We start from the raw sequence: 25822 nt of genomic DNA on the forward strand, positions 1-25822 counted from the left end.
CTCGCCGCATGCCTCCCGTACCCCTTCCGCAGCAGCTCGGAGAGCTCTCCGAGCTGCTGGGACAGATGTGCGCCCGGGTGGCGGAGGCGTTGAACAACGCGACCGTCGCGTTGATCGATGATCGCGAGCGGCTCGCCCATCTGGTCGTCGTCGGCGACGCGGACGTCGACGCCCTGCGCGTACGGATCGAGGAGATCGCGAGCGACGCGCTCCTCTTCCACTCCCCCGTTGCGGGGGACCTCCGGCAGGTCGTCTCGGCCATCCGCGCCGCGGGCGACATCGAGCGGATGGGCGACCTGGCGCTGCACGTCGCGCAGGTGGTCGAGCGAAAGCGCAGGCTCCCCGTCGAGGTGCGCGACGACTTCACCGAGATGGGCAAGGTGGCCGTCCAGCTCGCGCTGAAGGCCGCCGAGGTGGTGCGCACGCGCAACGTCGTGCTCGCGGTCGAGCTCGACACCGACGACGACGCGATGGACCGGCTGCACGAGCACATGATGAGCGTGCTGATGGACCCGGACTGGCCGCACGGCGTGCCGGCGGCCGTCGACATCACGCTGCTGGCGCGCTACTACGAGCGCTTCGCCGACCACGCGGTGGTGGTCGCGCGGGAGACCGTCTACGCGGTGACGGGCAAGGAGCCCGACGCGATCCCCATCTGAACGAAACTTCCCCACCGTTTTGCCTACTTGCAGGGCCGCAGGGCCGTGCAGGTTGGCAAAACGGTGGGGAAGTTCGGGGTGCTCAGCCGAAGCGGCCGGAGACGTAGTCCTCGGTCGCCTTCTCCTTCGGCTGGGAGAAGATCGTCTTGGTCTCGTCCATCTCGATCAGGTGCCCCGGCTTGCCGGTGCCCTCGATGTTGAAGAAGCCGGTGAAGTCGCTCACCCGCGCGGCCTGCTGCATGTTGTGGGTGACGATGACGATCGTGTACTCGGCCTTGAGCTCGTTGATCAGGTCCTCGATGGCGAGGGTCGAGATCGGGTCGAGCGCCGAGCACGGCTCGTCCATCAGCAGGACGTCTGGCTGCACGGCGATGGCGCGCGCGATGCACAGCCGCTGCTGCTGCCCACCGGAGAGGCCGGAGCCGGGCTTGTCGAGCCGGTCCTTCACCTCGTTCCAGAGGTTCGCGCCACGCAGCGAACGCTCGACGAGCTCGTCGGTCGCGTCCTTGCGCATCTTCTTGTTGTTGAGCCGCTGACCGGCCACGACGTTGTCGTAGATGGACATCGTCGGGAACGGGTTGGGCCGCTGGAAGACCATCCCGATCTGGCGGCGGACGCCGACGGGGTCGACGCCGGGCGCGTAGAGGTCCTTGCCGTCGAGCTCGAGCGAGCCCTCGACGCGCGCGCCGGGGATGACCTCGTGCATGCGGTTGATCGAGCGGAGGTAGGTCGACTTCCCGCAGCCGGACGGGCCGATGAGCGCGGTGACGGTCTTGGGCCGGATCGACATCGTCACGCCCTCGACCGCGAGGAACGAGCCGTAGTAGATGTTGAGGTTCCTGGCTTCGATCGCTTTGGCCACGGTGGTTCCTTATCGGGTCTTGGGTGCGAACAGGCGGGCGATCAGCCGTGCGACCAGGTTCAGCAGCAACACGATGATGATCAGCACGAGCGCTGCGGCCCATGCCCTGTCGATGTACGGGTCGCGCGGCACACCCGGCGCCGCGTACGAGGTGTAGGAGAAGACCGGCAGCGTCGCCATGCGCCCGTCGAACGGGTTGAGGTTCACGCTGGTCGTCAGGCCGGCGATGATCAGCAGCGGGGCGGTCTCACCGATCACGCGCGCGACCGCCAGCGTCACGCCGGACGCGATGCCGGCGATGGAGGTCGGAATGACGATCTTGACGATGGTCCGCCACTTCGGCGTGCCCAGCGCGTACGCGGCCTCGCGCAGCTCGTTGGGGACGATCTTCAGCATCTCCTCGGTCGCACGCACGACGACCGGGATCATCAGCACGCTGAGCGCGACCGCGCCCGCGAAGCCCATCCGGACACCGGGCCCGAAGAACAGCGCGAACAACGCGAACGCGAAGAGGCCCGCGACGATCGACGGGATGCCGGTCATGACGTCGACGAAGAACGTGATGGCCTTCGACAGCCGCGTCCGGCCGCCGTACTCCACCAGGTAGACGGCAGTGAGCAGGCCGATCGGGATCGACATCACCGCGGCGAGCCCGGTGATGATCAGGGTGCCCATGATCGCGTGGTAGGCGCCGCCGCCCTCACCGACGACACCGCGCATCGACGAGGAGAAGAACTCCGCGTCGAACCGCGCGATGCCGTTCCCGATGACGGTGACCAGCACGGAGATCAGCGGGATCAGCGCGACCGCGAAGGCCGACGTCACGACGATCGTCACGAGCCGGTCGGTGGCCTTGCGCCCGCCCTCGACGACCCGCGAGAGGGCGTAGGTCACGACGGCGTAGAGGACCACGGAGCCGACGACGAACAGGCCGATGCTGAAGCCGGTGATCGCGAGCAGTCCGCCGACGAGCACGAGCGAGCCGGCGAACACCGCCCACGGCGCCCATCTCGGGAGCTCGGCCCGCACGAGCGAGGTCGACTCCGCGCCGCTCCTGCTCTTGAGCCGCTCGCGCTGCACCGTTTCGGTGTCGATGGTCATCAGTTGGCCCCTGAGAACTCGCGGCGGCGGTTGACGATGAAGCGGGCGAGCGCGTTGACCAGCAGGGTGATCACGAAGAGCACCAGACCCGACGCGATCAGCGTGTTCACCGCGAGCCCGGTGGAGTCGGGGAACTGCAGCGCGATGTTGCCGGCGATCGTGGACGGGTTGTCCGAGCTGATCAGGTTGAACGTCACCGCGCCGGAGGCGGAGAGGATGATCGCGACGGCCATCGTCTCGCCGAGCGCCCGGCCGAGGCCGAGCATCGCGCCGCTGATGATCCCGGAGCGGCCGAACGGGAGCACCGCCATGCGGATCATCTCCCAGCGCGTGGCGCCGAGCGCCAGCGCGGCCTCCTCGTGCAGCTTCGGCGTCTGCAGGAACACCTCGCGCGAGACGGCCGTGATGATCGGCAGGATCATCACGGCCAGCGTGACGCCGACGACGAGCATCGTGCGCCCGGTCACCGAGACCGGCCCGGCGAAGAACGGCAGCCAGCCGAGGTAGGTGTGGAGCCACGTCATCAGCCCGAGGGCGGCGGGTGCGAGCGTGAAGGCGCCCCAGAGGCCGAACACGATGCTGGGCACCGCGGCGAGCAGGTCGACGACGTAGGCGAGGCCCTGCGCGATCCGGCGGGGGGCGTAGTGCGTGATGAACAGTGCCACCGCGATGGCCAGCGGCGTCGCGATGATCAGCGCGATCACGGCGGCGAGCACCGTGCCGAAGACGAGCGGGCCGATGTAGGCGGCGAGGCTGCGTTCACCCGGCAGCTCGGCCGGGGAGGCGACGACTGCGGGGAAGGCCTGGGCGACGAGGAAGGCCGCGACACCGGCGAGCACGACGAGGATCAGGATCCCGGCGCCCTTCGCCGAACCCGCGAAGATCCGGTCGCCGAGCTGCGTCACCGGCTTCGCCGGGGCAGGTGTGGTCGCGGTTTCAGTGGGTGCGGTCACGATGTCCCATCTGAGAGCGGGAGAAGAAGGGGAGACCTGCGATGAACGCGCCGGCAGGGCCGGGTGGTTGCCATGATGACAACCTCCCGGCCCCGCTGGCTAGGTGATGCTGTGTTGCTCACGTACCAGCCGCGATGGCGTTGATCGCGGGCGTGAGGTCCGTGCGGAGCTTGTCGCTGAGCGGAGCGGCACCGGCCTTCTCGGCGGCGACCTTCTGCCCGTCGGCGCTGACCACGTACGTCAGGTACGACTTCACCACGTCGGCCGTCGCGGCGTCCGGGTACTTCGAGCAGGCCAGCAGGTAGGACACGAGCACGACCGGATAGGTGCCCGACGCGGTGGTGTCGCGGGCCAGCTTGTACGCGAACGCGTACTGGCCCTGGCCGTCGACCTTCGTCGAGGCCTCGAGGACCTGCGCGGCCGCCTCGGGGGTCGGGCCGACGTACTCCGAGCCGACCTTGACCTTCACGTGCCCGAGGCTCTTGGCCTGGCTCTCGTCGGCATAGCCGATCGTGCCCTGGCCGTTGGTGACAGCTCCGACGACACCGGAGGTGCCCTGGGCGGCCTCACCGCCCGCGACCGGCCACTCGTCCTTCACGTCGTACGACCAGGCACCGCCGGAGGCGGCCTTGAGGTAGTCGGCGAAGTTCTGGGTGGTGCCGGACTTGTCGGACCGGTTGACCGGGGTGATGGCAAGGTCCGGCAGCGTCTTGCCGGGGTTGTCGGCCGCGATCGCCGGGTCGTTCCACTTGGCGATCTTGCGGTCGAAGATCTGCGCGATCGTCGCCGGCGCCAGCTGCAGGTCGGTCACGCCGGGAACGTTGTAGATGATCGCGATCGGCGAGACGTACGCCGGGATCTCGACCACGTCACCCGCGCAGCGGGTCTTCGCCTTCTCCAGCTCGTCGGCCTTCAGGTACGCGTCGCTGCCGGCGAACGCGACACCGCCGCCGAGGAACTGGGTGCGGCCCGCTCCGGAGCCGCTGGGGTCGTAGGAGATGTTCGCCTCGGGGTTCGACGCCGTGAAGCCCGCGATCCACGCTTCCTGGGCGGCCTGCTGAGCGCTGGAGCCTGCACCGGCGATGGTGCCGGAGACGGCGGCGCCCCCGGTCGCGCCGCCGCCGGCCGGAGGCGCGGACTCGTTCGACGCGCCACACCCCGCGATCAGCATGGCGCTGCTGGCGGCGATGCCCACCGCGGCAATTCGAGCACGGGAACCGTGCCGGACGGTCTTCACCTGTAATCCTCCGTCATGGCGTACGCGGCTCGGGGCGGCCGCACGCCCGGAACGGTAGGTAAGTCCGGTGCACGCACCCCCCCGATCAGGTAAACGGGAAATGAACACGTCCCTGGGGGTGAGCCATCACACGTCGGCGCCCGGCGCCCGTGACCAAGCCGTGACCAGCGGCAATGTGATCGGGGCCATCTGACGCATGATTGCGGCGGAGTAAACAGTCAGCGCCGCAGATAGGAAACGTCGGTGTCCCAATGGTCGAATCCGAGGCCTTCATACACCCGAATGGCCGCATTGTTGTCGGACTCGACATAGAGCATCACGTCACGAAGTCCGTGGTCTCGCAGATGCAGCAGACCGGCGGCGGTGAGCACCGAACCGAGTCGCATGCCGCGCGCCGACGGGTCCACCCCGAGCACGTAGACCTCACCCATCGGTGGGGCGTCGCCGACGGCCTCGTGGACCTTGGTCCAGTGGTAGCCGAGCACCGTGCCGTGCTCGTCGACCGCCAGCAGGAAGCCCTTGGGGTCGAACCACGGCTCCGCTTCGCGCTCCTCGACCTGGTCGATGTCCCACCCGCCCTGCTCGGGGTGCCAGTCGAAGGCCGCGTTGTTCACCCGGAGGAACTCCGCCTCGTCGACGCCGACGACGAACGGCCTGATCCGGACGCCGGCGGGGACGTCGGGCTGGATGATGGGCGGCTCGACGAGGCTGCGGCGCATCCGCCAGAGCGCTCGGGCCTCGACGAAGCCGAAGCGGCGCGCCAGCGCGACCGCTCCGAGGTGCGCGCCGTGCGCCCACGCGCGCAGCTCACGTCCCTCCGCACGCTCGACGATCGCCTGCACGAGTGCGGTACCGATGCCCTTGCGGCGATGGGCGGGGTGCACGGCCAGCTCGACGGCGATGGCGTCGACGGAGACGTCGAGCTGGGCGAACGCCACGAGCTCGCCGGCGTCGGTGGCCAACAGGTGGGTGACGTCGTCGCGACCGAGCCGGCGCAGGACACCCTCGTCGACGGGGCTGACGCCGGCGTCCTCCTCGGCAGCCGAAACGAGCGCGCGCACGGCCGCTGACTGCTTGTCATCGAGCGCGGTGTGCCACGCGAGGTCGCTCACGGCGCCGACAGTACCTCCGCGACCGGTCAGGCCATCCCGGCCATGCGATCGGCGCTCCGACCGGTGACCCGGTCGGGGGCCCGCATGGTGACCCGATCGGGGTCGTCGTCGGCATCGGCGGCGCCCTCGTCGTGCACCGCGGCGCTGTGGCCGATCGAACCCCGGCTGGGGCGCACGAACTTGTAGCCGACGTTGCGGACCGTCCCGATCATCTGCTCGTGCTCGGTGCCGAGCTTCGCGCGCAGCCGCCGCACGTGCACGTCGACGGTGCGGGTGCCGCCGAAGAAGTCGTATCCCCACACCTCCTGCAGCAGCTGGGCGCGGGTGAAGACCCGGCCGGCGTGCTGCGCGAGGTACTTCAGGAGCTCGAACTCCTTGTACGTGAGTTCGAGCAACCGCCCGCGCAGCCGCGCGGCGTACGTCGCCTCGTCGATGACGAGCTCGCCCAGCACGAGCGCGCCGTTGTCGCGACCGGCGTCGGCACCGGGGCGCGACTTCAGCAGCCGCAGGCGCGCGTCGACCTCCGCCGGCCCCGTCGTCGGCAGCAGGATCTCGTCGACGACCCACTCGCTCGACACGGCGACCAGCCCGCCCTCGGTGAGCACCGCGACGACCGGCGCGTCCATCCCGGTGCTGCCCAGCAGGCGGCAGAGGCTCCGGGCGGCGACGAGGTCGGTGCGGGCGTCCACGAGCACGGCGTCGTGCGGCCCGGCGTCGAGCAGCGCCGCGACCTCCGGGGCCGCGGTCCGGACACCGTGCGGGAGCAGGGCCAGCGCCGGCAGCACCGAACCCGGGTCCGCGTCAGCGGTCAGCAGGAGGAGTTCCACGTGGTGCCTCCTTTCCAGCTCCGATGACGGTGGGAATCGCTCAGCACCGTTGCCACGCCACGCAACCCGGTCGGAGCACCGATACGTGGATCGATGCAGGATAGCCGGGTACGGGCGGATCCGAGGAGCCGCGCGGCGCAGGTCACGCCTACCCGGTGAAAGCGCCGGAAGGCGCAGCTCTACGGTCGGGGGTTCACCGGCAGGTCGTCGGTAGGCAGGGTCGGAGGTCGGATGAGGCGCCTGATCATCGCGGTGCTCGTGCTCGCGGGGCTGCTGGTCGCGGCGGACTTCGGCGCGGCCGCACTCGCCGAATCGGCGGTGTCGCGCCAGATGCGCGAGCAGATCGGGCTCGACGACGACCCCTCCGTGCGCATCAACGGCTTCCCCTTCCTCACCCAGGCGATCTCCGGCCAGTACGGCAGCGTCGACGTGGTCGCCAACCGCATCAAGGTGGGCGAGCTGAAGTCGGTCGACGTCACCGCGCAGCTGCGCGAGGTCGACGCACCGCTGTCGATGCTGCTCGGGTCCGGCCCCAAGTCGCTCGTCGTCGGCGAGGCCGAGGGCACCATCCGGATCCCGGCGAAGGATCTCGAAACGATGATCCCGGGCATCGAGGACCTGCGGATCGAGACGATCGACCTCGCGGCGCTCGAGGCGGCCATGGAGGACGGCGGCGACGAGACGCTCTCCGTCATCGACACCGAGAAGGCGGCCCGCCTGGTCGGCACGACCACCCTGATGGGGAAGGAGGTCGAGGTCTCCGTCATCGCCGTGCTGCAGCTCGTCGACAAGAAGGCCCAGATCGTGCCCCGCGACATCCGGCTCGGCGGCACCGACGCCCCGCCGCTGCCGGCGACCATCCAGCGCACGCTGCAGAAGACGTTCACGGTGACCGTCGACCCCGGCTCGCTGCCGCTGAAGGTGGTCCCGATCGCCCTACGCGCCGACAACGGCGCACTGGTCGTCAGCGGGGTGGCGGAGAACCTCACGCTCGGGGCGGCGGCGACCACCAACCCGTAGACCGCGCGGGGCCTGCCGTGGTCGTCCCGCACGCGAGGGCAGGAATTGCTGCCGCCGGGTGGGGGTTGGTGCAGGGGTGAGCTGGACGGGGTTGTTGGTGCTGGTCGTGGCGTTGGCCCTCGCGACGGCCATCGGGTTCGTCCTGCGCGCACGCAACGGCAAGCTGCGCACCGGGGGCGCCGCGACGGGCGGGTGGGCGCTGACCGGCGCCGCACCGGCGCCCGACCAGCGAGTGCTGCTGCTCCAGCTCTCCTCCCCCGTCTGCACGCCGTGTCGGCAGACGGCCGCGTTGCTCACCGAGCTGGCAGGGCGCGAGCCGCGGATCGTCCACCGCGAGGTGGACGTCGCCGACCGCCCCGACGTCGCACGCGAGCTCGACGTGATGCGCACCCCGACCGTTGTCGCGTTCGACCGTGCGGGCGTCGAGCTGCTGCGGGTCTCCGGGGTCCCCCGAACGTCCGAACTGGAGACCGCGCTCGCCGGTCAGCTGGCCTCCCAGTGAGGCGTAGCACTCCACACGCTCCCGAAATCGCGAAGACTCGGTTACCCTCGGTCCCGTGTTCTGGCCGCTGACCCGACGACGCGCAGTCGATCTGTGCCGCGTCGGCAGCTGCCTGTGTCTGGCTTCCTGAGTGTCCCGTGCGCGCCCCATCGGGCCGCGCACTCCCGTTCACCCTCAGGAGCCCTCGTATGTCCACGTCTGGCACCTCTGGCACTTCCAAGACCGACCCACCCGTCGATCCGCGCGGGGTGCGCTTCGCCGCCGCGCTGACGACGGTCGTGCTCGCGCTGGTGCTGCTGTCCGGTAGCGGATGGCTGCTCGCCGCGCAGGGTGTCGTGTTCGCGCTCGGCGCCTTCGCGGGGATGCGGTTCTCGCCGTACTCCGTGCTCTTCCGCTCGCTCGTCGCGCGCCGGCTCGGGCCGCCGTCGGAGAGGGAGGACGCGGCGCCGGTCCGGTTCTCCCAGCTCGTCGGCTTCGTCTTCGCCGTCGCCGGCACGGTCGGCTTCTTCACCGGCCTGACCGTGCTCGGCATCATCGCGACGGCGTTCGCGCTGGTAGCCGCATTCCTCAACGCCGCATTCGGGTTCTGCCTCGGCTGCGAGATGTACGCACTGATCGTCCGCCTCCGTCAATCCGTCAACAAGCAAGGAGCCACCGCATGAGCCGCCAGGACGTCCTGGTCACCACCGAATGGGCCGAGAAGAACCTCGGCACGGAGGGCATCGTCTTCCTCGAGGTCGACGAGGACACCACCGCGTACGACGGCGGCCACCTCACCGGTGCCGTCAAGATCAACTGGACCACCGAGCTGCAGGACCCGGTGCGCCGCGACATCGTCACGAAGGAGCAGTTCGAGCAGCTGCTCTCCAGCAAGGGCGTCTCGGCCGACGACACCGTCGTGCTCTACGGCGGCAACAACAACTGGTTCGCCGCCTACGCCTACTGGCAGTTCAAGCTCTACGGCCACGCCGACGTGAAGCTGCTCGACGGCGGGCGCAAGAAGTGGGAGCTCGACGGCCGCCCGCTCACCACCGACGTGGCCGAGCGCACCGCCACCACCTACACCGCCAAGGACGCCGACGTCTCGATCCGCGCCTTCCGCGACGAGGTCGTCGACGCGATCGGCAACAAGAACCTCGTCGACGTCCGCTCGCCCGACGAGTTCTCCGGCAAGATCCTCGCGCCGGCGCACCTCCCGCAGGAGCAGTCGCAGCGCCCCGGCCACATCCCCACGGCGATCAACATCCCGTGGAGCAAGGCGGCCAACGAGGACGGCACGTTCCGCTCCGACGAGGAGCTCGCCAAGCTCTACGGCGACGAGGGCTTCGACGGCGGCAAGGCGACCATCGCGTACTGCCGCATCGGCGAGCGCAGCTCGCACACCTGGGTGGTGCTGCACGAGCTGCTCGGCCACGGCGACGTCAAGAACTACGACGGCAGCTGGACCGAGTACGGCTCGCTGATCGGCGTCCCGATCGAGCTGGGAGCGCGTGCCTGATGTGTGGAGCACCTGACCAGGCCGTGGCACTCCCGCCCGGCACCGACCTGACCAAGGAGACCGTGCTGACCGGGCGCGTCGTCGCCGACGGCCAGCCCGTCGGCGGAGCGTTCGTCCGGCTGCTCGACGACACCGGCGAGTTCACCGCCGAGGTCGTCTCGTCCGCGAGCGGCGACTTCCGCTTCTTCGCCGCGCCGGGCACGTGGACGGTGCGTGCTCTCTCGCGCAGCGGCAACGGCCAGACGGAGCTGACGGCCGACGCACCGGGCCTGCACCGGGCGGAGATCGCGGTCGCCTGAACCGCTATTGCCAACGGCCCTCGCGCGACTCGCGCGGGGGCCGTTCGCTGTGCACCGCGCCTACGCGGACTACGCTTCCCCGCCGTGCACTGGGTATTCACCGGCCTGCTGATCGCGGTCAGCGCCGGCATCGTCGTCTACACCGGCTACCTGCTCCGGCGGCTGTTCACCGCCGAACCGGCCGCCCCCGACGCACCTGTGGAGCCCACGCCATGACCGGCCCCGAATCCGAACTGCCCAGCACCATGCCCGGGCCGACGAACGCCGCTCCGGACTCACCGCGGCGCAACCGGCCGCGCTTCGACGACCTCCCCGTGCCGGACGACACCGCCAACCTGCGCGAAGGGCCCAGCCTGCACGACCAGTGCCTCGGCCTGCTGCCGCTCGTCGGCGTGTGGCGCGGGGCCGGGGAATCGGTCTACCCGACGATCGAGGGGCCGTACACGTTCGGCCAGCAGATCGTGTTCGCGCACGACGGGCGCCCGTTCCTCTCCTACGAGTCGCGCTCGTGGCTGCTCGGGCCGGACGGCGAGATCATCAGGGCCGCGGCGAGGGAGACCGGCTTCTGGCGGCCGCAGCCCGACGGCGAGCTGGAAGTGATCCTCACGCACGCATCCGGCATCACGGAGATCTTCTACGGCCGCGCGCGCAACCTCACGTCGTGGGAGATCGAGACCGACGCCGTGGTGCGCACGTCGAGCGCCAAGGACGTCACCGCGTCGCACCGGCTGTACGGGCTCGTCGAGGGCGGCGACCTCGCCTACGTCGACGAGCGCGCGATGATGGGCCAGCAGCTGCAGCCGCACCTCTCGGCCAGGCTGAGCCGCATCGCGGGCTAGGGTCACGCCGAGCGCTGGGTGTCCTGCCCGAGCAGCTCGACCACGTCGTCGAGCGGGAGCGCGGCCAGCTTGGCGAGCTGGTCGGGGCGCAGGCCCGTGCCGGCCAGCCGACGGAGCACGGCCCGCAGCACGGCACGCTCGTGGTTCACCGCGGCGGAGAGGCGGTCGAGCTGCGCCCGGCAGGCGTCGAGGTCGATGGTGGCGCCGACGGCACGTGCGGGGTCGTCGAGCAGCACGGCGAGCAGGCGGTCGCGAGCGTCACCGCGCAGGCCGGCGGCGCGCTCGCTCGTCGAGGGCTGCTGCGGGACACCGGTGGCGGCGGCCGCGGCAGTCGCGGCGGTCCGGACGGCCAGTGCCTTCGCGACAGCTGCGGCGACGGACATGTTCGACCCGGGCGGTACGGATGGGTCTGCCGGCTTCTCCGGCGCCCGCTCCGGTGCGGCAGCCGACTCCCGCGGTTCGGGCACCGCAGGGGGCGGGGTGGGCGGCGGCGCCTTCGACTCCGGCGGGCGCAACACACGCTCCAGCAGCAGGGGCGACGAGATCGGGGCGTCGATCCCCCGAGCCGCGGCCGGCGGCGGAGTGAGCGGCGGAGCGGGCGTTGTTGTGTTCAACGGCTCCACTTGCGGGCCGGCCGGGGCGCGGCGCCGTCGGCGCGCACGCACGACCAGTACGGCGAGCAGGACGAGCCCGAGCACCACCGCACCCGCGCCCGCATATAGCGGGATCAGCACGTCCGCCGTGAATGGCAGCTGCATAAGCGCGCACCGTACGCCACTTGGAGTAACGCTACGCGACCGGGCTCATCCGGAGCGTGACGAAGACGGCGATCGGTTCTTGCCGTAAGGGACGTTCGCGTTGGGCGCAGGGTGGGGGTTCGCGGCGCGCGGGTCGCGCTGGGGCGGACCGCCGCCGTTCGTGTGGCCGTTCGTGTGGCCGTTGGTGTGGCCGTTCGCATGACCATTGGGATGGCCGTTCGGCTGGCCGGTGACGTGGCCGTTCCCGTTCGGGTGGGCGGGCAGCGGGGGTGCGGCGAAGACGCCCGACCCCGACCCGTTGCGCACCGGGTTGACCTTCATCGTCGACTCGACGCCCTGCGACCGGTAGGCGGGCGTCGCGTCGCCGTCGGTGACGGGACCCGACGACCGGGCGCCCTGGATGGCCGCGGCGGCCGCATTCGGGCGGCGGGCCACGGCGGACGTCCGTGGCTCGATCTTCCCCTGCTCGCCCGTCGGCTGGAACAGGTCGGCCGCCACGGGTGTCGCCTCACCGCGGGGCCGCATCGACTGCGAGCTCTCGCCGGGCTGCGGGTGGCCGGGGAACGACGTCGGCACCGCAGCGGTCTCCGGGCTCTCGGGTGCCGCCGGGGCACCCCGAGGAGGTGCCGGTTCGGTGGTCGCGAGCATGGCCGTCGGCGTGCCGTTCTGCGCGTCGGGACGCTGCGCGGGGTTCGGCGAGGGGGTGGCGGGACTCGGCGCGCCTTGAGCCGGCTGGCCGGGGTTGCGCCCGGGCTGCTGGCCCTGCTGGTTCTGCTGGTTCTGTTGGCCCTGCTGCGGATGGCCCGGCCGGGCGGGCGACGGCGGCCGCGACCCACCGGGACCAGGAGCCGGCAGGCCCTGCTGACCGGTGTTCTGCTGGGCCGGGTTCTGCTGGGCCGGGTTCTGCTGGGCCGGCGGAGCCATGCCCGGGTGCGACTGGCTGGCCGTGCCCTTCTGATCCTGCTGGCCGGGAGCCTGCTGCCCACCTTGCGGCTTCGCACCTTGATGCGTGACGTTCTGCTGGTTCGGGCCCTGCTGACCCTGCGGCATCTGGCCCTGCTGGGTTGGCTGGCCCTTCGCGGCGGCGTGCGGCCCCTGCGGGTTCGGGTTCTGCGGGTTCGGGTTCTGCGGACCCTGCCCCTTGGCGCCCTGCGGCCCGTGCCCCTGCGGGTTCGGACCCTGCTGGTGCGGGCCTTGCGGCCCGTGCTGCTGCCCGTGCACCTGCGGACCTTGCTGGCCCGGACCCTGCTGGCCCGGACCTTGCTGGTTCTTGGGGCCCTGCAGGTTCTGCCCCTGCTGGGTGTGCCCCTGCTGCTGCGGGCCTTGCTGGCCGGGCGCCTGCTGGCTGGGGGCGGGCTGGCCCGCCTTGCCCTGGCCGGGCTGACCCGGCGCCTGGGCGCCCTGGCTCGGCTGAGCCTTTCCCGACTGGGCCTGTCCCGGCTGCCCCTGTCCGGGCTGGGCCTGACCCGGCTGCGGCTGACCCGCCTGCGCGGCGGCCGGCTGCTGTTGCGGGGCACCTTGTGCCGGCTTTCCGTATCCCTGCGGGCTTGCGCCGATCGGCGAGACCTTCACCGGCTTCGGCGCCACCGGCGCCGGGGACGCGATCGGCCGCGGCGCCGCGGGGGCCGGCTGCGAGGTCGGCTGCGGAACCGGGCGGGGCGAGGCCTGCTGCGGCGTCGGGCGTGGGCCGGCGGGCGGCTGAGCGCCGGCGGGCTGCGGCTTGGCGGACTGCGGCTTGGCGGACTGCGGCTGGGCCGGCTGGGCCTGGACGGGCTGGGCCTGCGTGGGCTGCCCCTGGGCGGATTGCGGCGGGCCGGATTGCTGCGGGGCGGATTGCTGCTGCCCGGGCCCGGGCTTACCCGACTGGGCAGCCTGGGCGGGCTGCTGCGGCTTGTTCGGCTGCTTCTGCGGCTGCTGAAGCTGCTGAGACTGGCCGTGGCCCTGCTGCTGAGACGGTTGGGGCAGCTTCTGCTGGCCCGCCTGCTGCGGCTGGCCCGGGCGGCGGGGGCCCATGTCGTGCGACGCCCGCTCCATCGTCGATGCCGCCAGCATCGGCTCCATCTGGCCGCGCATGCTGGCAAGATCGGCCTTGAGCTGGTCGCGCTGCCGCTTCAGCTCCGCGAGCTCGGCGCGTGCCTTGTCGGCCTCCGCCTTCGCGTTGCCGCGGATCATCGCGGCGTCCTTCTCTGCCTGCGCGACGAGCTCGGCCGCCTTGTTGCGGTCGGCGGCCGGGGTGACCACGGGCAGCGGCTGGCTGCGCGCCACGGCGAGGTCGGCCCGCATCTTGGAGAGGATGCGCTGGAGGCGTGCGACGTGCTCGTCGACCTGCCGGCGGTCGTATCCGCGGAGAACGACGTCGAACCGAGGGGGCCCTGAGCCGCCCACGTCATTCGTCATCGTTCCCCTCCCCGACCTTGCTCGCGACCGTGTACTTGCTGAGAGTAGGTACGCGCCGCCCTCTGCCACGGCCGTTCACCCTGACGGAGCATACCGATCCTGGGCCGATCTTCCTTGCCCGGTGTTTCGGACCACCCTCATCGGTCTCGGGGCACCACCCCATCGGACGGCCTACCATCGGTATGTGGACACCTCACTGCGGAGCACGCTGCACGAGCGCGGCCTCCGCATGACCCCGCAGCGCCAGCTCGTCCTCGACGCCGTGCGCGAGCTCGGTCATGCCACGCCGGAGCAGATCTGCACGCAGGTGCAACGCGCCGCGCCCGCCGTCAACATCACCACCGTCTATCGGACGCTCGACCTGCTGGAGCGGATCGGTCTGGTCCGCCACACCCACCTCGGCCACGGCGCGCCCACCTACTCCGAGCGGGAGCACCAGCACGTCCACCTCGTGTGCCACAGCTGCGGCGAGGTGAGCGAGACCCCCACCGAGCTGATGGACGCGCTCGCCGCGAGGTTGCGCCAGGAGTCGGGGTTCGAGCTCGACGTCACCCACGTGGCCTTGTCCGGCCAGTGCGGCGACTGCCGGGCGGCGAACGCCCGATGACGATCCCGGCAACCGACCCGGACGCCGCCGTCCCCGCGCACCGCGGCGACCCGCTCGCCGAGCAGCGTGCGATGGCGCGCGCCGCGGCCGTCGTCGACCGCAGCCACCGCGGCGTCATCGCCGTACCCGGCGAGGAACGGCTGAGCTGGCTGCACCTCCTGCTCACCCAGCACGTCTCCGAGCTGCCCGCAGATACCGGCACCGAGGCGCTGGTGCTCGACATCAACGGCAGGGTGCTGCACCACATGGGCGTCGCGAGCACCGGCGACACCGTCTACCTCGACACCGACGCCGTCGAGGTGCCCGAGCTGCTCGACTACCTCAAGAAGATGGTGTTCTGGGCGAAGGTCGAGCCGCGTGACGCCAGCGCGGAACTCGCCGTGCTCAGCGTCGTCGGCCCGGAAACGCCCGCGGTCCTCACCGCGGCCGGGCTGCCGGTTCCGCGGCAACAGCTCGACGTCGTCGCCGTCGATGGCGGCGGGTTCGTCCGGCGCATGCCGTGGCCGGGGGCCGACGCCGCCGATGTCGTCGTGCCGCGGGAGAGCATGTCCACGTGGTGGGAGCGGCTCTCGTCGGCAGGCGCCCGGCCCGCCGGGACCATGGCGTTCGAGGCGCTACGCGTCGAGGCTCTGCGGCCGCGCAACGGGCTCGACACCGACGACCGGACGATCCCGCACGAGGTCGGCTGGATCGGCTCGGCCGTGCACCTCACCAAGGGCTGCTACCGCGGGCAGGAGACCGTCGCGCGGGTGGCGAACCTCGGCAAGCCGCCGCGCCGCCTCGTGCTGCTGCACCTCGACTCCGGCGACGACCACCTCCCCGTCGCCGGCGACCCCGTCGTTCGCGAAGGCCGGACGGTCGGGCGGGTGGGCACCGTCGTCCAGCACCACGAGCTGGGACCGGTGGCACTCGCGCTGGTCAAACGGACGGTGCCGGTCGATGCCGAGCTCACCGCCGGCGCTGACGAGCGCAGCGCTCCGGCCGCGATCGACCCGGCGTCCGTCCCGCCGGAGGACACCGCACCGCAGCCCGGCCGGGCTGCCCAGATGCGCGGCGGCCTGCGCGGCTGATTCGCGTTACGCATGGCCGGTATTCGTCACTTGTTGCACGCGAAACCACTGGTCATTCCTTTCAGCTTCCTTCCAGGCTGACCGATACACAGTGGTAAGCGGCCGTACACATTTGTCTCCAATCACTGAATGCGCTTGCACCAGGACTCGCCGTCATCGCTCGATGCATCCGTCTACCTGCGAGATGATTGCAAACATGCGATCTTGATCGATGCTCTGACCAGATCTGGATTCGATCAAGGGAAGACCCGCTCGATAGAGCGGGAATTGCGAGTTAATGTCGCCGGCGTCACGTCGATCCAACACTGGAGGGGTCATGCAGAGCCTGGTCAAGAAGGTCGCCGACGAACTGCTGGAGCTGGTTGCACCCAAGACGACTGCCGAAGCGGTCGTCTGCTGGCGCGAGTCGTGTGGCGGCGGCAAGGAGAAGGTCTGCTGCGTCCACAACGGCAGCCCGGTCTCGTGCACCCCGTGCCGGTGACCTGATCGCAGGGACGAGGTGGGGACGCGCTCGCCCCCACCTCGTCCACCATCTGAGACAGATCTCTCGCTCTGCGGGATGCAGGCGTACCGTCCTGGCGGTGAGCATTGCTACCTACCGATGGGTTGTTCTAGCCGTCGGCACGCTCGCACAAGCCGCGACGGCCACCTACTTCCTCGGCCTCGCCGCCGTCACGCCGGCCCTCCGCGACCACTTCGGCCTCGATCTCGCCCAGGTCGGCGCGCTGATCGGGGTCATCTCGGTCGGGCTGGTCGGCACGCTCATCGCGTGGGGTGGCGCCGCCGACCGCTTCGGCGAACGCGGCGTGATGGCCGTCGGGCTGCTCGGCGCCGCGGTTGCGCTGGGGGCGGTCGCGTTCGTGCGGTCCCCGCTGGTCGCCGGGGCGCTCCTGCTGCTCGCCGGCGCGTCCGGCGCGTCGGTCAACGCCGCGAGCGGCCGTGCCGTGCTGACCTGGTTCCCCTCGACGCACCGCGGCATGGCGATGGCCATCCGCCAGACGTCGGTGCCCATCGGCGCGGCTCTGGCCGCTGTCGCGCTGCCGGCCGTCGCCGCCGGGGGCGGTGTCCCTGCCGTCTTCGGCGTGCTCGCGGGTTGCTGCCTGCTCGCGGCCGTCGCCGTCGTCATCTGGATCAGGGAGCCGCCCGGCGTCCGCACCCGCGACCGGGCGCCGGCAGCCGGGATGCGTGCGGTGCTCGCCGACACGCGGCTGCTCCGACTGAGCCTCGCCGGCTTCCTCCTCGTCGTCCCGCAGTTCCTCGGCTCCGTCTTCATGGTGGAGGTGCTGCATGATGGCGCCGGCATGTCGCTCGCGCTCGCCGGCAGCCTGCTTGCGCTGACCCAGGTGCTCGGTGCGGCAGGACGGCTCGGCAACGGGGTGTGGTCCGACCGCGCACGGGCCCGGATCGGGCCGCTGCGGATCGTCGCGCTCGCGGTGGCCCTCACGTGGGCGCTCTCGGCTGCATTGGAAGGCGGACCCGCGCCACTGCTCGCGGTCGTACTCGTGCCTGCTGCGGCGCTCGCCATCAGCTGGAACGGCCTCGTGTTCACGGCGGCGGGCGAGCTCGCACCGGAGGGCAGGGCAGCGACGGCGATGGCCGTCTCCAACACGGCGAACTACGTGGCAGCCGCCGTCACACCGGCGCTCGGCGGCCTCGTGGCACAGCTCACGGGCTGGCCGGCGATGCTCCTGATGGGTGCTATCGCGGCGGCCGCCGCCCTGTTGGCGCTGCGCGGTCTCGCCGAACCGGCCATGACCACCCGATCGAGCTAACGAGGAACCGGGCTGGTGGCCACCTATGTCGTCACACCGGTGGTGCCACGTCGCACACCGGGCGGTTCGCAAGGTACGGTGGGCACCAGGACATTGATGAGATGAATGGGGCCGCCGAACAATCCGGCCGCCCCTTCCCTGTTGTAAGGGGGACCAGCCATGGGGCGCGGACGAGCCAAGGCCAAGCAGACGAAGGTGGCCCGTGAGCTCAAGTACAGCTCCCCCACGATGGATCTCGACGCTCTGCAGCGTGAGATCGGCAGTGGGACGGCACTCCGCGACGGGGATGCGGAGGACGACTACAACGACCCGTATGCGCCCCCGGACGAGGACGACGACACGCGCGGCTACGGCCGGCGCTGAGTCCAACCTCGCGCGGATCCATCTCGACCCGCTGACCCGCTGACGTCGACTGTTCCGACGTCAGCGGGTTGACGTGGCGCATCGGCCAAGTGCGTGCGTGGAGTCCTCACGGGGGAGACGAGGGGGCTCGCAGTGCGCGTGTACGTGTCGGTCGACATGGAAGGCATCGCCGGTGTGGCGACCCTCGACCAGGTGATCCGTGGCGGCAGCGGCTACCTGCGCGCGCAGGAGCTGATGACGGCGGAGACCAACGCGGTGATCGCCGGTGCCTTCGACGCCGGAGCCGAAGAGGTGCTCGTCAACGACTCGCACGGGACGATGGACAACCTGCTGCACGAGTCGATGGACGAGCGTGCCCGGTTGATCTTCGGTACACCGAAAGCGCAATGCATGGCGCACGGGCTCAACGGCGACCACGACATCGCCATGCTCGTCGGCTATCACGCACCGGCCGGCGTGTCGGGTGTGCTTTCGCACACATTCTCGTCGTTCTTCACCGGCTTCCGGGTGAACGAGGCCTGCGCCTCCGAGGCCGATGTGACCGCTCTCGCGGCGGGCGCCCACCAGGTACCGGTCGGTCTCGTCACGGGCGACGACGTAATCTGCGCGCTCGCCGAGACGCAGCTGCCCGGCGCGGTCACGGTCGCGGTCAAGCGCGCCGAGGGCGGCACGGCGACCAACAGCCTCCACCCCGCGGCCGCACGCGCGCAGGTGCGGGAGGCTGCGGCCCGAGCGGTGGCAGCGGCTGATCGGCTCACGCCCGTCCGGATGCCGGACGAGCTGGTGCTGGAGGTCGACTTCCAGATCGCCACCGCGGCCGAGCTCGCCGCGCAGGTGCCGGGCGCCGAACGGGTCGGGCACCTCTCCGTGCGGCGTGAGCTGGCGGATCCCGACGAGCTGATGGGGCTCGTCAACGTCTGGTACCAGATCGCGGCCGGGGCCGCCCGTACCCAGCTCGGGCTGATGCAGCGGCTGTGAAGGCGGGCGGGCCAGCCGGGGCCGAGTGCGGGTGGGTGGCTGAGGGGGTGCGGCCGCGGTGGGATCGGTGAACGAACGGCACTTTCGTCCACACCTATTGGACGAAAGTGCCGTTCGTTCGAGCCTTCGGCCCGGCTGCTGCGGCAGGCGGGCAACGTGTGCCTCCCGCACCCATCCGGCGTGCACGCTGGCGCGATGGGCTGGCAGGGAAGGTCAGGAAAGTCCGCCATGACCCTCCGGGCCGCGACGAGGGATGTGAATCCGTGCTGGGCGCGGCCCGGCCCGCCGGGCGGTCGGGAGTGCCTTGCGCACGCATCCGCGGGGCCGTGCTGGGGCTGGGGTGTGTGCGTTGCGCACGCGAGGGCAGGAAAGCCACTTTCAGGCCCTGTGAGGGCAGGAAAGTGGCTTTCCTGCCCTCCACCTGCACCCCGGGGCAGGTGGCCGACCGCTCGTCGTGGGACCGGGTGGGGTCGACGTTGCATACCGTGGGTGTGCGTTGCACATGGCCGGCCACGTGCAAGGTGTGTCGACGGTGTGCAACGTCGACCCAGGGCTTGCGGCGATTCACCTGACAGCCACTTTGCTGACCCTGCCCGGCGCGGCGGCGGCCGGTTCGACGGTGCGCACCGTGGATCCGAAGGCTGCGGCGATTCACCTGACAGCACTTTCCTGTCCGGTGGTGCCAGGAACGTGGCTTTCCTGGCCACGTGTGCGTTGCGCACGCATCCTGCTCGCGAGTAGGTCGTGCTTTCGCTCCCTCCCCCAACCCCGGAGGGAGTGGACCACGGCTGTCCTTCCGAAGAAGGACAGCGGCATCCGCAGATGACATCCTCGACCGATGGGGGTGTCGGGATGATGTTCGACGATCTGCAGGGACGGCTCGATGCGGTGCTGGAGCGCAGCGGCGTGCCCGGTGCGGCGCTGGCCGTTGCCGTCGGCGACGAGCTGGTCGAGGTGGCCGGCGGGGTGCTGCACCTCGGTACCGGCGCCAAGGCCACGACCGACAGCTGGTTCCAGATCGGCTCGGTGACCAAGGTGCTCACCGGCACGCTGATCATGCAGCTGGTCGACCGCGGTGTGCTCGGGCTCGACGACCCGGTGCGCCGGCACATCCCGGAGTTCACGCTCTCCGACGAGCTCGCGGCCGAGGCGGTCACGATCCGGCAGCTGCTCACGCACACCGCCGGGTTCGACGGGGACGTCTTCGAGGAGCTCGGGACCGACGACGCCGTGCGCCGCTACGTCGAGGTCCTCGCCGATGCCGCGCAGCTGCACACGCCGGGCGCGATGTTCTCCTACTGCAACAGCGGGTTCACCGTGCTCGGCCGGATCCTGGAGCTGCACCACGGCGCGCCCTACGCGACCATTCTGCGCGAGCAGCTGCTGGAGCCGCTGGGCGTCGAGGGCGGCACCACCGCGGCCGAGGCGATCATGCGGCGCTCGGCCGTCGGGCACGTCGGCACGCCGCCCGTACCGGCTCCGCTGTGGTGCCTCCCGGTCTCGGCAACACCTGCCGGCGCCACCCCGATGCTCACGACGGCGGGGCTCGTCGCGTTCGGGCGGATGCACATCGCCGGCGGCGTTGCGGCCGACGGCACCCGGATCCTCAGCGAGAAGTCGGTGTTCGCGATGCGCGAACGCACGGTCGGGGTGCCGGGCGGGCTGCAGCTGGGCGCGATGGGGCTCACGTGGGGTCTCTACGAGCGCGGCGACGGCATCGTGCTCGGGCACAACGGCGGCACCATCGGGCAGTACGCCTTCCTGCGCGTGCATCCGGAGTCCGGCACGGTCATCGCGCTGCTCACCAACGGCCCGCACGCCGGTGTGGTGCTGCGTGAGCTGGTCGAGCCGCTGCTGGCCGAGTTGACCGGCCTTCCGACCCCGCCGCCACCCGACCTGCCCGCGGAGCCGTTCCCCGTCGATCCCGGTGTCGAGGGCATCTACCAGCACCGCGACATCACGATCACCGTTCGGCTCGATGGCGCCGGCATCCAGGTCACCGTCTCGACCCGGCCGGGTTCGATGGCCGCCACGCTCGACGACGACAGCAGGCCGACGTCCTGGCTGCCGGCCGACGGCGACGGCGACTCGGTGCGGTTCCTCACCGGGGAGGTCACCGATGGTGTTCGCGACGTGATGGTGTTCTTCGGCCGCATGCCCGACGGGCGTTTCGGGTTCTCGTACAGCGGCGGGCGGGTCAGCCCGCGCACGGATGCGGAGCCGTGGCCGGGACGGGAGACCCGATGACGAGCGTGGAGACGCTGCTGCCGCGGTTGCGTGCGGCGACCGGACGGATGGTGGACGATCTTGCAGCGCTGGTGGGCTGCGAGTCGCCCTCCGACGACCTCGCCGCCACCGCCGCGTGCGCCGACGTGCTGACGAAGCTGACCGCCGACCTCTTCCCGTCGGCACCCGAGGTGATCGAGCGCGGTGGGCGCAAGCACCTGTGCTGGCGTGGCGGCGGCCCGACCAAGGTGTTGATCGTCGGTCATCTCGACACCGTCTGGCCGCTCGGCACGCTCGCGCGGTGGCCGTTCACGGTCGACCGCGACCGCGCCACCGGGCCGGGGATCTTCGACATGAAGACCGGGCTGGTCCAGACGTTCCACGCGCTGAGCACTCTCGACGACCTCACCGGCGTGACGGTGCTGGTGACCTCCGACGAGGAGCTCGGCTCGCCGTCGTCGCGCTCGCTGATCGAGGAGGAGGCGGCCGGTGCGCGGGCCGCGTTCGTCACGGAGGCCAGCGCGGGCGGGGCGTTGAAGATCGTCCGCAAGGGCGTCTCGCTCTACCGGGTGGTCGTGCGTGGGCATGCGGCGCACGCGGGTCTCGAGCCGGAGCGCGGGATCAACGCCACGGTCGAGCTCGCGCACCAGATCCTCGCCGCGAGTGCGATCGCCGACCCGGAGCAGGGCACGACGGTGACCCCGACGGTGTGCCGCGGCGGGGTCACCACCAACACCGTGCCCGAACGGGCCGAGCTGACCTGCGACGTCAGAGCGGCGACGCCGGCCGAGCAGGCTCGCGTCGACGCCGCGTTCCACGCGCTGCGCCCCACCCAACCCGGCGCTCGCGTCGAGGTCGAGGGCGGGCCGAACCGGCCGCCGCTCGACGCGTCCTCGTCCGCCGCGCTCTTCGCGGCAGCTCAGCGGCTCGCGGACGGGATCGGGATCGGGCCCATCGACGGTGTTGCGGTGGGCGGGGCGTCCGACGGCAACTTCACCGCGGGCGTCGGGATCCCGACGCTCGACGGGCTGGGCGCGGTCGGCGACCTCGCCCATGCGGAGGGCGAGTGGGTGTCGATCGCGGCCATGCCGGAACGGGCGGCGTTGCTCGCGGCTCTGGTGGCGGCGGTGCAGGCGGGTGAGGCGTGAGCGGGTTCGCCGCCGACGCAGCCGCCGACGCCGAGCGCGCGGCGGCCGACGCCGGCGTCCGGATCGACCTTCTGGACTCACCGGCCGAGACATCGGCGGCCGCGGAGGTGCTGCACGCGGTCTGGCCCAACGAGGCCGGCAAGCCGATGCCGGCGGAGCTGATGCGGGCGATGGCGCACGCCGACAGCTACGTGGCCGGCGTGTACGTCGGCGACGAGCTCGTCGGGGCCGCCGCGGCGTTCCACGTCCGGCCGGCGTCACTGCACTCCCACATCACCGGCGTGCTCTCCACGGTGCGGGGCCGCTCGGTCGGCTACGCGTTGAAGATGCACCAGCGCGCGTGGGCGCTGGAGCGCGGCATCGGGCACATCCTCTGGACGTTCGACCCGCTGATCAGGCGCAACGCCCACTTCAACATCAACAAACTGGGCGCGACGGCGTACGAGTACCTCCCCGACTTCTACGGTCCGATGACCGACGCCGTCAACGCGGGCGATCAGACCGACCGCCTGCACATCCGCTGGGACCTCGCCGCCGAGCACGCCGGGCGGGGCTGGCTCCCCGAGCAGGACGGCGCGGTCGTCGTCGCGACCGCGGCGGACGGCGGCCCGGTCCTCACCCCGGCGCCGCCGGACGCCCCGCGGCTGCTCGTGGAGCTGCCGGCCGACGTCGAGGCGCTGCGCGAGCGGGACAAAGCGCTCGCACTTCGCTGGCGCACGGCCGTCCGCGAGGCGCTGCTCCCGGCGATGTCGGCCGGCTACACGATCACGGGCCTCGCCAGCCCGGGCACCTACGTGCTCGAACACCCCTGACTTCCCCACCGTTTTGGGCACATGCGCGCCATTTCGGCGCGCATCCACCCAAAACGGTGGGGAAGTTCGGGTCAGATGGTGAGGGTGAGCTCGAACGAGTAGCGGTCGGCGCGGTAGATGTGTGAGCCGTACTCGACGCCGCGCCCGGCCGCGTCCCACGCCGTGCGGGTCATCGTCAGCAGCGGGGCGCCGCGCGACTCGCCGAGCACCCGCGCCTCCCCCGCCGACGCGGTGCGGGCGCCGACCACCTGGTTCGCCATCCGCGGCACGCACCCGGCGGCGCGGAGCAGCTCGTACAGCCCGTTCGAGACGAGGTCGTCGCGGTCGATCGCGAGGACGGCGACGGGCACGGCGTTCTGCATGATCGCGAGCGGCTCGCCGCCGGCGTAGCGGAGCCGCTCGAACCAGGTGATCTCGGCGCCCTCCGGGATGCCGAGCGCCTCGGCGATGTGGTCGGGCGCCGGCCCCACCTCGAACGACCTGATCTCGGTCCGCGGCTGCTGCCCGGTCTTCGCGAGGTCGTCGTAGAGGCTCGACAGCTCGACGGGCCGGCGCACCTTGGGGTGCACGATCTCCGTGCCGACCCCGCGGCGGCGCACCAGCATCCCGCGCTCGACGAGGTACTGGATCGCGCGGCGCATCGTCGGGCGGGAGACGCCGAGCCGCTCCGCGAGGTCGATCTCGTTCTCCAGCTTCCCGCCGACCGGCAGCTCGCCGGCCTCGATGAGCTGCTGCAACCGCGTGGCGACCTGGAAGTAGAGGGGCACGGGGCTGGTGCGGTCGAGCGCGACGTCGGGAACGAACCCACCTCCCACCGTCCGTTCCGACATGAGTACCCCCGAAGGTCGTTTGTCAGGACAAAGTATTGACGTACAGGTTGGCCGAAGAGTACACCTGGTGCTGCCGCGGCGGGGTTGACGAAAGGGATCAGCGATGGCGCTCGAAGTGCTCACGATGGGGCGCATCGGCGTCGACATCTACCCGCTGCAGGTGGGGGTGTCCCTGCGCGAGGTCGAGACGTTCGGGAAGTACCTCGGCGGCAGCCCGTCCAACGTCGCCGTCGCCGCCGCGCGCTACGGCCGCCGCAGTGCCGTCATCACCCGCACCGGCCAGGACCCCTTCGGCGAGTTCATCCACGACGCGCTGCGCGGCTTCGGCGTCGACGACCGGTTCGTCACGCCGGTGCCGCACCTGCCGACGCCCGTGACGTTCTGCGAGATCTTCCCGCCCGACGACTTCCCGCTGTACTTCTACCGCTTCCCCAAGGCCCCCGACATGGAGATCCACGTCGGGGAGCTGGACCTCGACGCCGTCCGCGGCGCTGACGTCTTCTGGGTGACCGGCACCGGCCTGTCCGAGGAGCCCAGCCGCACCGCCACGCTCACCGCCTTGCGCGAGCGGCGCAAGGCCGGCATCACGGTGCTCGACCTGGACTACCGCCCGATGTTCTGGCCGTCGCGCGAGGAGGCCCGCCGCTGGGTGCAGGAGGCGTTGCCGCACGTCACGGTCGCCGTCGGGAACCTCGACGAGTGCGAGACCGCGGTCGGCACCCGCGATCCGCAGGCCGCCGCGGCGGCGCTGCACGAGGCCGGCGTCGAGCTGGCCGTCGTCAAGCAGGGACCGGCCGGCGTGCTCGCCTCGAACGGGAAGGAAGAGGTGACGGTGCCGCCCGCTCCCGTCGAAGTGGTGAACGGCCTCGGCGCAGGTGATGCCTTCGGTGGCGCGCTCTGCCACGCGCTGCTCAGCGGCTGGGACCTGGAACGGGCCATGCGGTTCTGCAACGCGGCCGGCGCGATCGTGGCGGGGCGGCTGGCCTGCGCCGACGCGATGCCGACCGCCGACGAGGTCGAGGCGAAGCTCGGGGAGGCGATCCGTGCGTGACGACCAGCTGCAGCACTTGATCGACTCCAGGGTGCACCGCCCCGGCGCAGTCGCGGCGGCGGCGGCGAGCCGCGTGCGGCCCGACTCGCTCGTCGGCGCCCACGGCAAGCTCATGATGATCGCCGCCGACCACCCCGCCCGCGGCGCTCTGCGCGCGGGCGACCGTCCCTTCGCGATGGCCGACCGCGCCGACCTGCTCGACCGGCTGGTGCTCGCGCTGTCCCGCCCCGGCGTCAACGGCGTGCTCGGCACCCCCGACGTGCTGGAGGACCTGCTGCTGCTCGGCGCGCTCGACGGCAAGGTCGTCGTCGGCTCGATGAACCGGGGCGGTCTCGCCGGCACCGTGTTCGAGATCGACGACAGGTTCACCGCCTACGACGCCGCGAGCATCGCGGCGAGCGGATTCGACGGCGGCAAGATGCTCGTCCGCATCGACCCCGAGGATCCCTCGACCGCACGCACGCTGGAGCACTGCGGCCGCGCGGTCGGCGAGCTGGCCGGCCACGGCCTGATGGCGATGGTCGAACCGTTCATCTCCCACCGCGTCGACGGGCGGATCCGCAACGAGCTCACCGCCGACGCGATGATCCGCGCGATGACGGTTGCCGCCGGGTTGGGCCGCACCTCGGCGCACACCTGGTTGAAGGTGCCGATCGTCGACGACATGGAGCGTGCGATGGCCGCGACCACGCTGCCGGCGCTGATCCTCGGCGGCGAGGTGTCCGCCGACCCCGACGCCGCCTTCGCCAGCTGGAGCAAGGCGCTCGCACTGCCGACGGTGCACGGGCTGGTCGTCGGCCGCTCGCTGCTCTACCCGCCGAACGACGACGTCGAGGCCGCGGTCGACGCGGCCGTCGGCCTGCTGTGACCCACCCTGCCGAACTTTTGGGAGACGCCGAGA

The 25822-nt window shown here is 71.4% G+C and carries 29 protein-coding genes; 20 read left to right on the plus strand and 9 right to left on the minus strand.

Going from position 1 to position 25822, the window contains the following annotated elements:
- The first annotated feature begins 8 nt into the window (after positions 1-8).
- Positions 9-659: a phosphate signaling complex protein PhoU gene (phoU, locus tag LL648_RS02850; RefSeq protein WP_232660769.1), complete on the plus strand. Its 651-nt coding sequence runs from the start codon at positions 9-11 to the stop codon at positions 657-659.
- Positions 660-741: 82 nt separating this feature from the next.
- On the opposite strand, the gene pstB is transcribed toward phoU, so the two are convergent.
- From pstB to LL648_RS02880, 6 genes are all read right to left on the minus strand, one after another.
- On the minus strand, positions 742-1521 hold the full coding sequence (gene pstB / locus LL648_RS02855; RefSeq protein ID WP_232660770.1) for a phosphate ABC transporter ATP-binding protein PstB: 780 nt from the start codon (positions 1519-1521) through the stop codon (positions 742-744).
- Between the two features lie 9 nt (positions 1522-1530).
- A complete protein-coding gene (gene pstA / locus LL648_RS02860; protein ID WP_232660771.1) occupies positions 1531-2622 on the minus strand; it encodes a phosphate ABC transporter permease PstA in 1092 nt (363 codons plus the stop codon).
- Positions 2622-3575, minus strand: a complete 954-nt coding sequence (pstC, locus tag LL648_RS02865; protein ID WP_232660772.1) for a phosphate ABC transporter permease subunit PstC — start codon at positions 3573-3575, stop codon at positions 2622-2624. The genes pstA and pstC overlap by 1 nt, the downstream gene beginning before the upstream one ends.
- A 118-nt stretch (positions 3576-3693) precedes the next feature.
- Positions 3694-4746 (minus strand): phosphate ABC transporter substrate-binding protein PstS, encoded by a 1053-nt coding sequence (pstS, locus tag LL648_RS02870; protein ID WP_255684433.1) that lies wholly within the window; start codon positions 4744-4746, stop codon positions 3694-3696.
- Between the two features lie 284 nt (positions 4747-5030).
- Positions 5031-5924, minus strand: coding sequence for a mycothiol synthase (gene mshD, locus LL648_RS02875; protein WP_232660774.1), 894 nt, complete (start codon positions 5922-5924; stop codon positions 5031-5033).
- Between the two features lie 26 nt (positions 5925-5950).
- Positions 5951-6751: a winged helix-turn-helix transcriptional regulator gene (locus LL648_RS02880; RefSeq protein WP_232660775.1), complete on the minus strand. Its 801-nt coding sequence runs from the start codon at positions 6749-6751 to the stop codon at positions 5951-5953.
- A gap of 231 nt (positions 6752-6982) precedes the next feature.
- Between LL648_RS02880 and LL648_RS02885 the strand changes: the two genes are divergently transcribed.
- The 8 genes from LL648_RS02885 (at position 6983) to LL648_RS02910 (ending at position 10909) form a co-directional block, all read left to right on the plus strand.
- The gene (locus LL648_RS02885) at positions 6983-7771 is read left to right on the plus strand and encodes an LmeA family phospholipid-binding protein (RefSeq protein WP_232660776.1); all 789 of its coding nucleotides are present in this window, start codon (positions 6983-6985) and stop codon (positions 7769-7771) included.
- Between the two features lie 76 nt (positions 7772-7847).
- Positions 7848-8273 carry a thioredoxin family protein gene (locus tag LL648_RS02890; protein WP_232660777.1) on the plus strand — a complete coding sequence of 142 codons (426 nt, stop codon included), beginning with the start codon at positions 7848-7850 and terminating at the stop codon, positions 8271-8273.
- A 55-nt stretch (positions 8274-8328) separates the two neighbouring features.
- A complete protein-coding gene (locus LL648_RS45690; RefSeq protein WP_374111976.1) occupies positions 8329-8403 on the plus strand; it encodes a putative leader peptide in 75 nt (24 codons plus the stop codon).
- Positions 8404-8461: 58 nt separating this feature from the next.
- Positions 8462-8935: a DUF4395 domain-containing protein gene (locus LL648_RS02895; RefSeq protein ID WP_232660778.1), complete on the plus strand. Its 474-nt coding sequence runs from the start codon at positions 8462-8464 to the stop codon at positions 8933-8935.
- A complete protein-coding gene (locus LL648_RS02900; RefSeq protein WP_232660779.1) occupies positions 8932-9771 on the plus strand; it encodes a sulfurtransferase in 840 nt (279 codons plus the stop codon). Before LL648_RS02895 ends, LL648_RS02900 begins: the two co-directional genes overlap by 4 nt.
- A complete protein-coding gene (locus tag LL648_RS02905; RefSeq protein ID WP_232660780.1) occupies positions 9771-10070 on the plus strand; it encodes a DUF1416 domain-containing protein in 300 nt (99 codons plus the stop codon). The genes LL648_RS02900 and LL648_RS02905 overlap by 1 nt, the downstream gene beginning before the upstream one ends.
- Positions 10071-10154: 84 nt before the next feature.
- Positions 10155-10286, plus strand: coding sequence for a hypothetical protein (locus LL648_RS43690; RefSeq protein ID WP_255684294.1), 132 nt, complete (start codon positions 10155-10157; stop codon positions 10284-10286).
- A gap of 29 nt (positions 10287-10315) precedes the next feature.
- The gene (locus tag LL648_RS02910) at positions 10316-10909 is read left to right on the plus strand and encodes an FABP family protein (RefSeq protein WP_232660954.1); all 594 of its coding nucleotides are present in this window, start codon (positions 10316-10318) and stop codon (positions 10907-10909) included.
- Positions 10910-10911: 2 nt separating this feature from the next.
- On the opposite strand, the gene LL648_RS02915 is transcribed toward LL648_RS02910, so the two are convergent.
- Positions 10912-11667 carry a hypothetical protein gene (locus LL648_RS02915; RefSeq protein WP_232660781.1) on the minus strand — a complete coding sequence of 252 codons (756 nt, stop codon included), beginning with the start codon at positions 11665-11667 and terminating at the stop codon, positions 10912-10914.
- A gap of 45 nt (positions 11668-11712) precedes the next feature.
- Positions 11713-14064: a DivIVA domain-containing protein gene (locus LL648_RS02920; protein WP_232660782.1), complete on the minus strand. Its 2352-nt coding sequence runs from the start codon at positions 14062-14064 to the stop codon at positions 11713-11715.
- 184 nt (positions 14065-14248) lie between these two features.
- Between LL648_RS02920 and LL648_RS02925 the strand changes: the two genes are divergently transcribed.
- From LL648_RS02925 to LL648_RS02965, 9 genes are all read left to right on the plus strand, one after another.
- The gene (locus LL648_RS02925) at positions 14249-14671 is read left to right on the plus strand and encodes a Fur family transcriptional regulator (protein ID WP_308190232.1); all 423 of its coding nucleotides are present in this window, start codon (positions 14249-14251) and stop codon (positions 14669-14671) included.
- Positions 14668-15741: a CAF17-like 4Fe-4S cluster assembly/insertion protein YgfZ gene (gene ygfZ / locus LL648_RS02930; RefSeq protein ID WP_232660783.1), complete on the plus strand. Its 1074-nt coding sequence runs from the start codon at positions 14668-14670 to the stop codon at positions 15739-15741. Before LL648_RS02925 ends, ygfZ begins: the two co-directional genes overlap by 4 nt.
- A 316-nt stretch (positions 15742-16057) precedes the next feature.
- Entirely contained in the window at positions 16058-16222 is a 165-nt protein-coding gene (locus LL648_RS02935) for a hypothetical protein (protein ID WP_232660784.1), read from the plus strand.
- Between the two features lie 100 nt (positions 16223-16322).
- Complete coding sequence (locus LL648_RS02940) at positions 16323-17513, plus strand: MFS transporter (protein ID WP_232660785.1); 1191 nt, start codon at positions 16323-16325, stop codon at positions 17511-17513.
- Between the two features lie 159 nt (positions 17514-17672).
- The gene (locus tag LL648_RS02945; RefSeq protein WP_232660786.1) at positions 17673-17876 is read left to right on the plus strand and encodes a DUF3073 domain-containing protein; all 204 of its coding nucleotides are present in this window, start codon (positions 17673-17675) and stop codon (positions 17874-17876) included.
- Positions 17877-18008: 132 nt separating this feature from the next.
- Positions 18009-18854 carry a M55 family metallopeptidase gene (locus LL648_RS02950; protein WP_232660787.1) on the plus strand — a complete coding sequence of 282 codons (846 nt, stop codon included), beginning with the start codon at positions 18009-18011 and terminating at the stop codon, positions 18852-18854.
- An 852-nt stretch (positions 18855-19706) separates the two neighbouring features.
- Entirely contained in the window at positions 19707-21101 is a 1395-nt protein-coding gene (locus LL648_RS02955; RefSeq protein WP_232660788.1) for a serine hydrolase domain-containing protein, read from the plus strand.
- Positions 21098-22228, plus strand: a complete 1131-nt coding sequence (locus LL648_RS02960; protein WP_232660789.1) for a M20/M25/M40 family metallo-hydrolase — start codon at positions 21098-21100, stop codon at positions 22226-22228. The genes LL648_RS02955 and LL648_RS02960 overlap by 4 nt, the downstream gene beginning before the upstream one ends.
- Positions 22225-23040, plus strand: a complete 816-nt coding sequence (locus LL648_RS02965; RefSeq protein WP_232660790.1) for a GNAT family N-acetyltransferase — start codon at positions 22225-22227, stop codon at positions 23038-23040. The genes LL648_RS02960 and LL648_RS02965 overlap by 4 nt, the downstream gene beginning before the upstream one ends.
- A gap of 71 nt (positions 23041-23111) precedes the next feature.
- Here LL648_RS02965 and LL648_RS02970 read toward each other — a convergent pair whose 3' ends face one another.
- Positions 23112-23870 (minus strand): GntR family transcriptional regulator, encoded by a 759-nt coding sequence (locus LL648_RS02970; protein ID WP_232660791.1) that lies wholly within the window; start codon positions 23868-23870, stop codon positions 23112-23114.
- Positions 23871-23973: 103 nt separating this feature from the next.
- On the opposite strand from LL648_RS02970, the gene iolC reads away from it, so the two are divergent.
- Both iolC and LL648_RS02980 read left to right on the plus strand, forming a co-directional pair.
- A complete protein-coding gene (gene iolC, locus LL648_RS02975; protein ID WP_232660792.1) occupies positions 23974-24921 on the plus strand; it encodes a 5-dehydro-2-deoxygluconokinase in 948 nt (315 codons plus the stop codon).
- The gene (locus LL648_RS02980) at positions 24914-25789 is read left to right on the plus strand and encodes a Cgl0159 family (beta/alpha)8-fold protein (RefSeq protein WP_232660793.1); all 876 of its coding nucleotides are present in this window, start codon (positions 24914-24916) and stop codon (positions 25787-25789) included. Before iolC ends, LL648_RS02980 begins: the two co-directional genes overlap by 8 nt.
- Positions 25790-25822: the final 33 nt, after the last annotated feature.

Source organism: Pseudonocardia sp. TRM90224 (assembly GCF_021245725.1).
In the GTDB taxonomy this organism is placed as follows: Bacteria; Actinomycetota; Actinomycetes; order Mycobacteriales; family Pseudonocardiaceae; genus Pseudonocardia.